Origin of the sequence: Agarilytica rhodophyticola, from assembly GCF_002157225.2 — a bacterium.
Classification (GTDB): Bacteria; Pseudomonadota; Gammaproteobacteria; order Pseudomonadales; family Cellvibrionaceae; genus Agarilytica; species Agarilytica rhodophyticola.
This window is the reverse complement of sequence record NZ_CP020038.1, coordinates 4,648,595-4,661,606: the sequence shown is the minus strand read 5'-3', so window position 1 is coordinate 4,661,606 and position 13,012 is coordinate 4,648,595. Positions and strand designations below refer to the sequence as shown.

Annotated in this window: 12 protein-coding genes; 9 read left to right on the top strand and 3 right to left on the bottom strand. The window is 40.8% G+C overall.

Features of this window, described 5'->3' with window-relative positions; genetic code table 11:
- Positions 1-12 precede the first annotated feature (12 nt).
- On the bottom strand, positions 13-924 hold the full coding sequence (locus tag BVC89_RS19455) for a LysR family transcriptional regulator (RefSeq protein WP_086932795.1): 912 nt from the start codon (positions 922-924) through the stop codon (positions 13-15).
- 88 nt (positions 925-1,012) lie between these two features.
- Here BVC89_RS19455 and BVC89_RS19450 point away from each other — a divergent pair, with 88 nt between their 5' ends.
- Both BVC89_RS19450 and BVC89_RS19445 read left to right on the top strand, forming a co-directional pair.
- Positions 1,013-1,831, top strand: coding sequence for a class II aldolase/adducin family protein (locus BVC89_RS19450; RefSeq protein ID WP_086932794.1), 819 nt, complete (start codon positions 1,013-1,015; stop codon positions 1,829-1,831).
- 83 nt (positions 1,832-1,914) lie between these two features.
- Positions 1,915-2,805 (top strand): bile acid:sodium symporter, encoded by an 891-nt coding sequence (locus tag BVC89_RS19445; RefSeq protein WP_086932793.1) that lies wholly within the window; start codon positions 1,915-1,917, stop codon positions 2,803-2,805.
- Here BVC89_RS19445 and BVC89_RS19440 read toward each other — a convergent pair.
- Positions 2,802-4,949: a flagellar assembly protein A gene (locus tag BVC89_RS19440; RefSeq protein ID WP_086932792.1), complete on the bottom strand. Its 2,148-nt coding sequence runs from the start codon at positions 4,947-4,949 to the stop codon at positions 2,802-2,804. The genes BVC89_RS19445 and BVC89_RS19440 overlap by 4 nt on opposite strands.
- Positions 4,950-5,565: 616 nt before the next feature.
- On the opposite strand from BVC89_RS19440, the gene tagH reads away from it, so the two are divergent.
- The 5 genes from tagH to BVC89_RS19415 all read left to right on the top strand — a co-directional run bounded on the left by tagH (position 5,566) and on the right by BVC89_RS19415 (position 10,310).
- A complete protein-coding gene (gene tagH, locus BVC89_RS19435) occupies positions 5,566-6,654 on the top strand; it encodes a type VI secretion system-associated FHA domain protein TagH (RefSeq protein ID WP_103654288.1) in 1,089 nt (362 codons plus the stop codon).
- A 638-nt stretch (positions 6,655-7,292) separates the two neighbouring features.
- Positions 7,293-7,523, top strand: coding sequence for a hypothetical protein (locus tag BVC89_RS19430; protein ID WP_086932790.1), 231 nt, complete (start codon positions 7,293-7,295; stop codon positions 7,521-7,523).
- A gap of 176 nt (positions 7,524-7,699) precedes the next feature.
- Positions 7,700-8,371, top strand: coding sequence for a YceH family protein (locus tag BVC89_RS19425; protein WP_086932789.1), 672 nt, complete (start codon positions 7,700-7,702; stop codon positions 8,369-8,371).
- Between the two features lie 87 nt (positions 8,372-8,458).
- Entirely contained in the window at positions 8,459-9,376 is a 918-nt protein-coding gene (gene ylqF / locus BVC89_RS19420; protein WP_086932788.1) for a ribosome biogenesis GTPase YlqF, read from the top strand.
- A gap of 244 nt (positions 9,377-9,620) precedes the next feature.
- Positions 9,621-10,310: a transglutaminase-like cysteine peptidase gene (locus tag BVC89_RS19415; RefSeq protein WP_245929157.1), complete on the top strand. Its 690-nt coding sequence runs from the start codon at positions 9,621-9,623 to the stop codon at positions 10,308-10,310.
- Between the two features lie 40 nt (positions 10,311-10,350).
- Here BVC89_RS19415 and gltA read toward each other — a convergent pair whose 3' ends face one another.
- Positions 10,351-11,661 (bottom strand): citrate synthase, encoded by a 1,311-nt coding sequence (gltA, locus tag BVC89_RS19410; RefSeq protein WP_086932786.1) that lies wholly within the window; start codon positions 11,659-11,661, stop codon positions 10,351-10,353.
- Positions 11,662-12,274: 613 nt separating this feature from the next.
- On the opposite strand from gltA, the gene sdhC reads away from it, so the two are divergent.
- Both sdhC and sdhD read left to right on the top strand, forming a co-directional pair.
- The gene (sdhC, locus tag BVC89_RS19405) at positions 12,275-12,649 is read left to right on the top strand and encodes a succinate dehydrogenase, cytochrome b556 subunit (RefSeq protein ID WP_086932785.1); all 375 of its coding nucleotides are present in this window, start codon (positions 12,275-12,277) and stop codon (positions 12,647-12,649) included.
- Positions 12,643-13,011: a succinate dehydrogenase, hydrophobic membrane anchor protein gene (gene sdhD / locus BVC89_RS19400; RefSeq protein ID WP_086932784.1), complete on the top strand. Its 369-nt coding sequence runs from the start codon at positions 12,643-12,645 to the stop codon at positions 13,009-13,011. The genes sdhC and sdhD overlap by 7 nt, the downstream gene beginning before the upstream one ends.
- Position 13,012 lies beyond the last annotated feature (1 nt).

The window sequence follows — 13,012 nt, the reverse complement described above, 5'->3', positions numbered from 1 at the left end:
ATTGCATTTTTTCTATACTTTAAACAGCTGTGATGCTATGTGTAATAACTTATCCCTCATCCAGCTATTTATCGGATCTTGTTCCACTTGTTTATGCCAATAGATATGGACAGGTAAGTCTGGAACCGCGAAAGGTAAACTAGAAACAGCAATAGGAATAATATCTTTTAGCTTGTTTGCATAGGCGCTTGGAATCGTCAGTAGCAAATCACATTGACTGATCACATTTACTGCTGCGAAATAACTTTCGCAGCGAAGGGTAACATTTCGTGTAACACCGCACTTGGCTAATGCCATATCAATAATATCTACATCCGAATTTTTTAAAGATACGATGGCGTGTGACGCTTCGCTATAGGACTTTAAGGTTAGCTGTTGCAATATTGGATGATTTTTCCTACATACAAGGGAAAAGTGTTCGTTGCACATGAGTGTGCTGTGAATGTTCTTATTCATGGGGACTAATACATCCACGGCGATATCTAGCGACTGTTGCTCCAGTGCATTTTCTATTTCACTGAGCCTCACTTGCCGACTGTCGATGGTGATATTGGGCGTATTAGTCGCGAGGTCTGTAATCAAATAGGGGAAAAATAACGACTCTAATATATCCCTAAAGCCTATTTTTATTTCTCTTTTATATTGTGAAATGTCGAACTCGATTTGATTGTCGACCGTAAGATCCAGTAGCTCTAGCGCTGTGATAACATTGGGAATAATCGTTTGACAATATGCTGAAGGCACCATCTTCCTGCCGTGACGAGTGAATAACTCGTCGTTGAATTTATCTCTTAAGCGAGACAGAGCATGACTTACAGCCGGTTGAGTTAAGTGCAGTCGAGCGGCGGCGGCGGTCGTTGTTCCCTCTTCATAGATCGCCACTAGTACTGAAAACAGATTGAGGTCAACTTTTGTATGCAGCATATTAATAGTTTGTTATGAATTTGTATCATTTGTATTAATTCTAGCGATGGTTAAATTAATGTCAAATCCAACAATAATAGGCATAATAATGAAACCCACCGATGACAGTATCAATGAGCAAGTCAAGCAAGTAACTGCGACTAATGAGAAGCTTACGATCCCTCTGGAGCCTACTTTTACGGATAAATTAGAACAGCGCGAGTACGAAAAACAGCGTCTTGCGGCAGCGTTTAGAGTGTTTGCGCTACATGGTTTTGACGCCGGCCTGGCGGGCCATATCACCCTGCGGGACTGTATCGATACGGATACTTTCTGGGTAAATCCTCTGGCCATGCATTTTTCACAAATAAAAGCATCAGATCTTGTGCGCTTAGACCACAGTGGCACTATCTTAGATGGCAAATATCCCGTTAATAATGCTGCATTTGCCATTCACTCCCGCATACATAAAGCCAGGCCTGATGTAAATGCTGTTGCCCATGCGCACACTACATATGGTCGTGCCTTTTCTGCCTTAGGAACACTGCTTGAGCCTATATCGCAAGATGCTTGTATGTTTTATGAAAATCACAGTGTTTTTGATACCTTTACAGGTGTTGTGGCTGAGCTGGATGAAGGTGATATGATCGCCGAAGCTTTGGGTGATAACCTCGCAGTTATTTTGCAAAACCACGGGTTATTGACGGTAGGTAAGAGCGTTGACGCTGCTGCCGCTAATTTCGTGATGCTCGATAGCTGCTGCCATAGTCAATTAGTAGCGCAAGCTGCATCAGATAAATTAACCACGATTAACCATGATATTGCAATTAAAACAAAACAGGTAAATGCTTCAGACCTTGTGACCTGGGGTAATTTTCAGCCTTTATATCAAGTGGTTGCTGCCCAGGATAGTAGCTTCTTGGAATAAGTTTTTCTGAAATAAATGATATATCGGGGCCTGATTGGCCCCAACACCTGTATTAATTTTAATCTGTTGAAATAATAATAACGATGACCGGATCAATTTTAAACGAGGTGTTTTTGCCTTTTGCTCTCGCTTTGATTATGTTTGGCATGGGCTTAACACTGACGCGATTAGACTTTCTTCGCTTATGGCAAACACCGAAACCGATTTTTGTTGGTTTGTTGGGGCAGTTACTATTATTGCCATTACTGGCTTTTGCTATCTGTTTTTGGTTTAAATTGGCACCGCCTTTAGCAGTAGGCTTAATGATTTTGGCCGCTTGCCCAGGTGGCACAATGTCTAATCTTATCAGTCATTTATCCAATGCCAATCTTGCCTTATCTATTAGTTTAACCGCCGTGTGTACACTTGTTTGTGTTTTCACTACACCTTTTGTGGTCGAATTTTTTCTCTCTTATTTTGCTGATGATAATTCACCTAGTTTTTCTCTTATAAAAACTTCGGTAGGGCTGATACTTGTGACCTTGGTTCCGATTATTCTGGGTATGGTTATTCGCCATTACTTTTCTTCTTTTGCTTTAAAAAGTGAACTTTTCTTTCGTCGCTTTTCTATGACTTTTATGATGGTGATTATCGCTGGTTTACTGCTGCAAGAGCGTGACACGCTCATGGATTCTTTTTCGCAAGTATTTGCAGCTTGTTTAGCGTTGAATTTATTATCCACGATTATTGGATTAGTACTTGGAAAAGTTTTTCACCTTTCTCAAAAAGACGCAATTACCCTTGGCATTGAAGTGGGAATTCAAAATTCAACAGTGGCTATATTAATTGCCATTAGTTTATTGAATACACCTAGTTATGCTTTATCCGCAGGTGTCTACGGTTTAACGATGTATATTGGTGCAGCTTTGTTAGCACTATATGCGAAGTATACGGATAAGGATAAATCTCTAGAAGAGGTAAATGTGGAAGCTTAATGCTTCTTTGATGAATAGTTTAACCAGCGAATATCATCGCCTTTTTTGACAAAGATTCCTCCTTTTGATTCTTGGCGAATAGGAAATTCTGAATCATTTATGTTGATCGTAACATTCGGAAACATTTCACTGCGCACACTAACTTCTGCATTTTTTGATTCGTCAAAAATGCGGTTAATACTATCAATTGTATGAGACATTTTATCTATTTCTTGCCTGATATCGGATAGCACTTTTTCTACCGACGATGCTTTTTGTGCACAGCTAGCATCGTCGGGATTCGCCTGCTCTGCTTTTTTATATTTTTGTAGAATTTTAGACAGTTGCTGTGACTGCAGTAAACGGTTTTTATGAGATTTAAGTAGTTGTTCAAACTGTTTTTGCTGGCTTGGATGAGTGCCTGCACTCAACTGTGTTTTGATTCCGCCACTGGCGCCGATGCTATTGGCAAACACTCCCATTTGACCATAACAACTGCCGCCAAATATTTTACCTTTACCGCCTCTTTGGCCCACTAACACCTTATTTTTCGAGCTAATATTACAATGACTAATATACTCTTTCACATCAATATTACCATTGGAGTTTACATCGGCAAGGGTAATATATTGTGCTTGAATATCACCACCTGCTTTGACGATAGCCGGTGGTGATTCTTCACCATCTTTGTTGGGATCCGAGCCAATAATACCGCACTCAATAGTAATATTATTCTTTGCCTGTAGGCAGGCTTTACTGACAACGCCCTTGACGATTATATCTCCGGTAACCTTCACTTTCATGCCAGGACAAACTTCGCCTTTTATCATCACTGAACCGTCGTAATTAATATGGCCTGTACTCATGTCAACGTCATTAACGATGATAGTGTTATCAACTCTTATACCATCGGACAGTATCACTGGATGCCCTTTACAATCTGCAAGTAATAAGTTTGGGTCGTCCGGGCTTATCTTGGTACCGGGTAAGTCGTCGTTAAATGGCGTGTCGATAGCTTCGACAGCGGGAATAACTTGTCCTTTAACATTTCGTCCATTGATTCCGGGTTTTGCTGGAATACGACGCATTAGTTGATCGTTTTCTTCTACTAGCGTGAAGTTAATAATTTCTCGCAAGTTTATTTTGCCCGTTTTACTTTCTTTCGGTTGGTTATATTCTACTTCTTGAACTAATGCTTCGAATACTACATCGACACCGTCAACCGGTTCCCGGCCTCTGGCGAATTCTAATTTATCTGCTGACTTCTCTTTCAATACCTGCTTTAACGCTTTAATATCGCAGGATTTTGAATAAATGCCAGCCTGGCGCAATGCCTTATCCAATAAATGCTTATCCAGTTCTCTGCCTCCCTGGGGCGGACATACAGTGATATACGCGGACATAAGCTCCTCATCGAATTCAATCTCAACATGAGCATTGCGTCGTGTTCCAATAAGGTAACGTCCTTGTTTCCCTTTTTTTGCGTTATCCGCTATTTTTTCTATGATATTGGCTTCGAAGTGGAAGCCGTCGTAGTTGAGTTGTTTCAGGGAATCCAATATTGATGTACTACTTATTGGGATTTTTTTTGCAGTAGATGATAGGTCTGCAAATAACTGATCCGAATCCTCATCTAGCACATAATCAATTTGAATGTATTCAGCTTTTTGCCCAAGTAGGTAACGACCGCAAACCCTGTGTTGAGCTTTATGTGTAATATCTTTAAGAATCTCGCTCTCGATATTAAAAACACCGTGACCTGCTTTACGTATTTTATCCTTAAGTACGTCCAAGGTAATATCTGGTGCTGAGCGAGATTGGCTGAGTACGGCGAATAGCTCTTTTGTTGCTGGATCGAATTCTAGATCTACCATGGCTGAGGGTAATAGAATGCCCAGCGCTACTTTGCCCAATTCACTTTTGCGTATCTTCCTTAACACATCCAGCAAGGTAACATCATCGATATCGACATTAGAATAACCCGCTGAATCGATAATATTACGCAGGCTTTTAAGATCTACTTGCAGCGCTTCATTGGCGCTGCAAAGCTCCACACTCAACTCACGAGATACTTTATCTAAAACAAACTCTAAGCGAACAAAACTCGGCCCGTCTGAAGAGCTGCTTTGACCTTCTGTCGTACCAGTTATTGAGTTGTCGCCCATGGTTTTGTGGTCATAATTAAAATAGATATAACGAGTATAGTTGTATATTAGTTTATTAGAAGCTCTTTAGTCTTAGTTCCAGCCCTGCTGATTTTTATTACTTTCGGGTTTTGTTTGCAGGTATGTTATAGCCATCCAAGCTTATATAAATTATAGGTCTGGCATAAAATAATGGGTGATTGGATACCTATATTGAGACAGCCTTAGAGGCTATGGCTAGTTAAATGTAAAAGCTAAAGATGTTTATAATTGCGCCAAATTGCTATAGGTCGCATGCTCATTGCTGCACTAGCGTACTAATACAATCAGCCGGGATATCTGCACTTCGTTTATCCTTGATACTCTGGTTATGGTAGCTCTTACGTAATGGAGTACGAGGAGAGTACTTGACTATTACTGCAGACATTAATAGCGCAACTCATTGAAAATCTCGCCATAAGCACCGAGAGTTGGTGTAAACTTTCGCAATTGCATTACTGGATGTGATTAATTCTCATGCGATTTGCGATTTGCGATTTGCGATTGGTTATTGACGGCAGTGGCGCTTTAATTGTGCTATTGTCGTTGTTAGTGAAATCGGGTACATATTATTATGCGCCTGCAAAGAGGCATCTTTATGGTAATGGTGATTTTTGCCATCAGAACTCCATCAGGCATTAATTTATCTCAACAACGCTTTTTACTGCGCCAAAGCCGGAGTTTATTTGGCAGGGGTAAAAACAATGATATTGTGCTGCCTGACCCTGACCGTATTGTCTCTGCTCGCCATTGTGTTATCGATTGTCAGCAAGGGGACTATCGTCTTACAGACCTCAGCACTAACGGTACTTTTATCAACGGTTCTGTACATCCACTGGGTAAAGAATCTTCCGTCATGCTTAACGATGGGGACCGGTTTAATATTGGCGGCTACACATTTGAAGTATCCCTGCGTCTGCGACCAGATGATATTGATTTATCCCATCAGAAATTGATTTATAAAGAGAGTCTGAGTAAACCCTTGGAAGATAGAAGGCAGGGGGTTGATAGGCGCTCGATTACAGTGCGAACGCAACCTGCCAAGGCAACCGCTGATCTGCGAGATAAAACATCGGCAGGTCAATTGCGCAAAGAAATAATTGAAGATATGGGAATTGATGCCAGAGCGCTGAGTCAGCAGGCTATTGCCCACGCTATTGAGGAATATACGAGGCAAACTCAAGTACTAATTGGTGGTTTAATGCGGTTGCTGCGAACACGTTCAAGCGTGCGTAATGATTTGCGCTTAGCCGTGACAACTGTTCAGGATGAAAATAACAACCCTCTGAAGTTTTCTACTAACGCTACTGAGGCGTTAGAAAAAATGCTGGTTAAGACTAATTCTGGAGATCTTGCTATAAGGGATGCACTAATTGAAGCATTTGATAATGTCAGTGACCATCAGGCGGCTTTATTGGCCTCTGTCAAATCCGGTTATCGTCAAATGCTCGAAGCGTTAGATCCACAAGATTTTGAGCGTAAATTATTGGCTAAAAATGGGGCATCCTTATTACCAGGACGCAGTAAAGCAAAGATGTGGGATGATTATTGTGAGCATTTTCAAAATATCTTATCTGAGCGTGAAAAGCGTTTCCATGAATTATTTGGTGAGCACTTTACTCGAGCTTATGAGAGCCAAGTAAAAAGGTTAGAAGACGAACGTAAACGCAATTCCAAGAAGAATTAGGCTGTTTTTCAAGGCTTAATCAGGTTCTATTGATCTGATAATCAGGCATTTCGTCCAGCAATACTTGATTAACATCGTTAAAAACCCCTGCCGTTTGCCACGGCCCTTGACGATGTTTCTCGGTTTTCAATGGCTCGCATCGCCAACACTACCATTTTGTTACTTTTTTTATGTCTTCTCTGTAACATCTGTTACAGAGATACTCACTCAATTGCCTCCAAGGAGAGGGCGAATGATTGATATACAATTGTGAAGAAGCGCAAGTAGTGGGCAATAATGGCGGGGATTGCTACAATTTAAGGTAATAAAGCTCGACGTGTATCAAATAAAAATAATGGTTGTGCATTGGTTACGAAATTTTTTCTACTAAGGTGATATTGTACAAATAATATTATATTAGTTATTACAAGTGGCTGTAATTGCGACCAGGAGCTGGTATTTATGCTTTATATGTGTCTATCATAGGTTTAGGTGATTATCACTTAATCAAAGGGCATGTATCATTATGTTTTGCTTAAACTTAGTTGCGTTTGGGCTAAGTTGACAGAGCTATATTACATATATATTAGTTTTTGCTTTGTTGTTTTTTATAGCTTTATAGCATTTTAGGTTTTAGATATTTTGTAATAGGAGTTTGTGTGTCAAAAAGTTATGCCACGATTTTGCAAAACCTCTGCCATGATCATATGAATCATAGGCTGAGCTTTGAGGAATATCGCCGTAAACGTCGTGTGCTATTTTCTAAAATTGACGAGCAATTCAACGGTTACTCAAATGACTGCCAAGAAGATTTAACTGCGCCTACTCTCCCGTCGAAACAATTTGGTGTTCCATCATTCGCTGTGCCTGCTCAGGCTAAAAAAAACTAAATACTTTGTATTTCTCATTCCTGTGTGATGAAATTAGTGTAAACAGGATCTAATAAAATATGCAGTTTCGCCTACATTTTAAGTCGTTATATAGTGAATAATATATAGCGGCTGGGTAGTCTATGCATATTGACACGCCTATCTAACATCCTCTTTAAAATAGGAATTTTGACCATATGATTGAATTATCTGCCATTGAAGCGCGTATTGTCGGGGCTCTTATTGAGAAGGAAGTTACCACTCCGGATCAGTACCCATTATCACTTAAAAGCCTTACGGCGGCCTGCAACCAGAAAAGTAATCGCGAGCCTGTGATGAACCTATCAGAGATAGAAGTACAAAATGCTGTTGATGATATGGCAAAGAAAAACCTTGTGGCCCCCGTAGTTTTTGGTAGCCGGGTGAATAAATACAAGCATCGTTTTTGTAATACTGAATTTAGTAAAATACGTTTAAGTGCCAAAGAGCTTGGGATTATCTGCGTGATGCTTTTGCGTGGCCCACAGACCCCTGGTGAGTTACGTTCGCGTACTAACCGATTATGTGATTTTGACGATGTTAGTGAGGTGGAAACCATTCTCCAGCAGTTAGCTGACAGAGAAGAGGGCGCTATGGTAAGTAAGCTTGAGAGGGAACCGGGAAAGCGTGAATCTCGTTACAGCCATCTTTTTTATGATCAAGAAAGTTTGAGTATGGCATCAAGCCCTGCTACCGATATTGCGGCGACTGGAGCCTCTCGATCAACGTTATCGCAAACAGATCGTATTGCTCTATTAGAAGATGAAGTAGCCAGTCTTCGGTCTGAGCTAGATGAGCTTAAACAAAAATGGCAGGAACTTGTTGAGTAGGGCACAATTATTGTCTCGAGTTAATAGCTTTTATGCTATAGCGATTAAATTAACATATCACTATTTAGGTTTTTATAAAGTAGCATCATGACAATTCAATGGTATCCAGGGCACATGCACAAGGCCCAAAAAGAAATAAAACAATCGTTGCCCAATGTAGATATTATCATTGAGGTCATCGATGGTAGGATTCCATTTAGTAGTGAAAACCCTTTAATTGCCAAACTACGAGGCGATAAGCCTTGTATTAAAGTACTTAACAAATGTGACTTAGCCGATATGGATACGGTGCAATTGTGGCAGCAGTTTCTCGAACAAGAGCGTACAGTGAAGACCCTGGCAATTTCCATCCATGACCAGGCAAAAATTCATAAGCTACCTGAACTGTGTAAGAAATTGTTGCCGCAAAAAGCGCGCAGTGTTAAAAAAATGCGAGCTATGATTGTTGGTATTCCCAATGTTGGCAAATCAACGCTGATTAATGTTTTAGCCGGTAGAGCAATCGCTAAGACGGGCAATGAGCCTGCTGTGACTAAACAGCAGCAATATATCCAGATCCGTGAAGATTTTTTGTTACTGGATACCCCTGGTATTTTATGGCCCAAACAAGAATATGAAAACTCTAGCTATCGTCTGGCTGTTACAGGAGCTATTAAAGATACCGCTATGGAGTATGAAGATGTTGCGTTTTTTGCAGCAGAGTTTTTAAAACAGCACTATCCTGATAGGCTTTTGGATCGTTACTCTCTAGATAAATTACCTATCAGTGAGATGGATTTTTTTGAGTTGATAGGGCGCAAAAGAGGTTGCTTATACAGCGGCGGCCGTGTCGACTTAACCAAAATATCTGAGCAGTTTATCCACGACATTCGAAGTGGTGCCATTGGCCCATTGTGTCTCGAAACACCGACAATGGTGCAGCAAGAAATCGCAGAACAAGAACAAAAGAACGTAAAAAAACAGGCCAAAAAAGCCAATAAGAATAATACAAAAAAGCATACATAAAAGTGCTTTAACGATAACGACTAGCAGCTGTTAGCTAACGTTCGAACACGGACGAGGCAAGGTAAAAATAACCGAAAAGCGGAGTTTATCTGACGTAAATGAGCATTTTGAGCTTGTGTTTAATGCTGTATCGGCAAGTACTGCAGTTATCAGGTGGCTTCTAGAAAAATTGTGCACTAGCACCTATCTTTGTCTAACCTTAAGGGGGAGCCTGTTAACTTCTAGATAGTGATAATAGTACGTTTTGTTAGCTAAAACACACACAATTAAACATGTCATTCTCACCCTTGTTTTGCCTCTGGTGATGTCTCTTTTGTGGGCAGTTCCTCCATGGGCAGCAGCCAGTACAATTATTCCTGAATCGACTTTGCAAAGTGTTGAGAAAGAATATGGTAATGATGCACGCTTACGTGTATTTAATTGGGGAATTTTGATGGAACAAGATCGCGATAACCCAACGATTACTGAGCTTGTAAAAATGCAACATGCGAATGACTATTTTAATCAAGTAAGGTGGTTGAGTGATCAAGAGCATTGGGGACAAGAAGATTACTGGGCGACACCGATAGAAACTTTGGCTACCAATGGCGGTGATTGTGAAGACTATTCTATAGGTAAATATTTCTCGCTTTTAAAATCTGCTTTTGACCCAGCCAAACTTCGTATTACCTATGTAAAGTCCTTAACCTATAATCAAGCCCATATGGTGTTAGCTTATTATCAAACACCTAGTGCAGAACCGTTGATCTTAGATAATATTAAAAAAGAGATATTACCCGCATCTAAGCGGCCAGATCTCTTTCCTGTATATAGCTTCAATGGAGAAAGTATTTGGTTGGCGCGAGATAGAGGCAAAAAAATTAAAGGTAGCAGTCAGAAAAGTTTACCAAGCTGGAAGAAACTTAATGACAGAATGCTTAATCTCTTTCAATAAGACAAAAAAAAGGCTGTGTTTACAGCCCTTTTTTTACTTTTTAGAAAGTAGGATTTGCTGGCTTGCGATCTTCAACAGCTGTGAGGTCGCGCTTGGTTTCGCCAGTATAAAGTTGACGAGGTCGACCAATACGGTAATCTTCTGTCAGCATCTCATGCCAATGAGCGATCCAGCCCACTGTGCGCCCGGTAGCGAATATCACAGTAAACATATCGGTTGGAATACCAATAGCTTTCATAATGATACCCGAGTAGAAATCTACATTAGGGTAGAGTTTCTTCTTGATGAAGTACTCGTCTTCCAGCGCAATTTCTTCAAGACGTTTTGCAATCGCTAGCAATGGGTCATTTTCAATACCCAAAACGCTCAAGACTTCATCACAGGTTTCTTTCATTACTTTGGCGCGTGGATCAAAGTTTTTGTAAACTCGATGACCGAATCCCATTAAGCGGAAGGGGTCGTCTTTATCCTTGGCGCGCTGAATAAACTTGTCAATATTCTTCACATCGCCGATTTCTTGCAACATCGACAATACAGCCTCGTTAGCACCGCCGTGAGCTGGCCCCCAGAGTGTTGCAATGCCGGATGCGATACAGGCAAAAGGGTTTGCACCTGATGACCCTGCTAAACGAACTGTGGAAGTTGAGGCATTCTGCTCGTGATCGGCGTGCAACAGGAAGATTTTATCCATGGCTCGTGCCAGCACAGGGTTTACTTGGGGATCGTCACAAGGGGTGCCGAACATCATGTGTAAGAAATTTTCAGAATAACCCAACTTATTGTCGGGATACATGAAAGGTTGACCTTGAGAATGCTTGTAACACATTGCAGCAAGAGTCGGCATCTTAGCGATCAAACGATGGGCTGAAATAATACGATGACGCTCGTTAGTGATATCCAATGAGTCATGATAGAAGGCCGATAGCGCTCCAACAATGCCGCACATCATCGCCATCGGATGTGAGTCGTGGTGGAAGCCTCTAAAGAAACGTGCAATGGATTCGTGAACCATCGTATGGTTGCGGATAATGCTAACAAACTCGTCATATTCTTTCTGAGAAGGCAGTTCACCGTGTAAAAGTAAGAAACACGTTTCCAGGTAATCTGATTTTTCAGCAAGGTCTTCGATGGCATAACCCCGATGCAAAAGCATACCTTTACCACCGTCGATATAAGTGATTTTAGATTCGCATGATGCAGTGGATACAAATCCAGGGTCGTAGGTAAAAAAACCTTTGCCTGTAAGGGCTCTAACGTCAATGACATCTGGTCCTGTTGAGCCGGAATACACCGGTAACTCAATAGAATCGTCCAAACCATCGACCGTAAGTTGTGCTTTCTTATCAGCCATTAAGGACTCCTGTATGTGATAGATAAAAGATAATCTGTCGCTGTTAGCACACTCGAAATTGTGCACAAAGCAGCCAAATAATTAATTGTTAAGTCGCGCAACTATATAGTGCTATAAATTTATGTCAATGTGATCAAAGTCCAATTTCCCATGGCATTTTTGTCATACTGGGTCAAGTATCAGTATAGATAAAATTTATTTTTGTGGAGAAAATGGGCGCTTAAAGGCTTTTTCGAAAAGAAATTTAAATCTTCTTGAGTGAGGACTATTCAAGAAATGAATTATAACTATTCAAAAAATGAATTATAACTAGTGAACGTGATAACCGTTTTAAAACGTTGTTTTGTACAAATTATATGCTAATGTTACATAAGTTATTATGAATGTTTGTAATTTGTGTGGCGCATATCTATAATTCTGCGCGATCTTTTTGGGGCGTGTAAGCATAACCTTCCATGGGAAATGCGCTGCGAGATGCTGGCGCTAATAACTAATTAGCTGGTGCTAAAATGTCCAGTCTATGTACTTATATTAAACAGCACAGTATGTACTCGCCAAACCTTAGAAAAATCTTCCTGCCTATCAATCTTATGAATTAAGGTGTTGCAAAACTGTGAACGATAACCGACCTGTAAATCTCGATCTAAAAACAGTTAAATTCCCTATTACCGCGCTTGTCTCCATTACCCACCGAGTTTCAGGTGTGGTTTTGCTTATCGGTATATTAATACTGCTGTGGATGCTCGATATGAGTCTCAGCTCAGAGCAGAGTTTTAACGCTCTTAAAACTGCATTGCAGGCACCACTTTCTAAATTTATTGTGTGGGCTGTTTTAGCCGCTCTTGCGTATCACCTTGTAGCCGGAATACGTCATCTTATTATGGATATGGGCGTTGGTGAAACACTTGAAGGTGGAAAGCGTGGCGCGACCATTGTTGTCGTTGTTGCGATCGTGTTAATTATTCTTGCGGGGTTATGGGTATGGTAACAGCAGTTACGAGTCTGGGGCGAAGCGGCCTCTCAGATTGGCTTATTCAAAGATTTTCGGCAGTAGTACTCGCTGCTTATACAATATTTATTGTGGCATTTATTTTCTCTGTGCCAGAGATGACTTATGAACTTTGGACAGCTTTGTTTGCGCAGTTGTGGATGCGCGCATTTAGTTTGTTGGCGCTATTGTGTGTTGCTGCTCATGGCTGGATAGGTTTGTGGGGAGTATTAACCGATTATGTCACCAGTCGGATGATGGGTGGAAAAGCTTTATTCTTGCGCATGAGCGCTCTAACTATTTACGCAGTCATTACTCTTGCCTACTTGGTTTGGGGTATTGAAGTGCTCTGGGGGTTTTAAT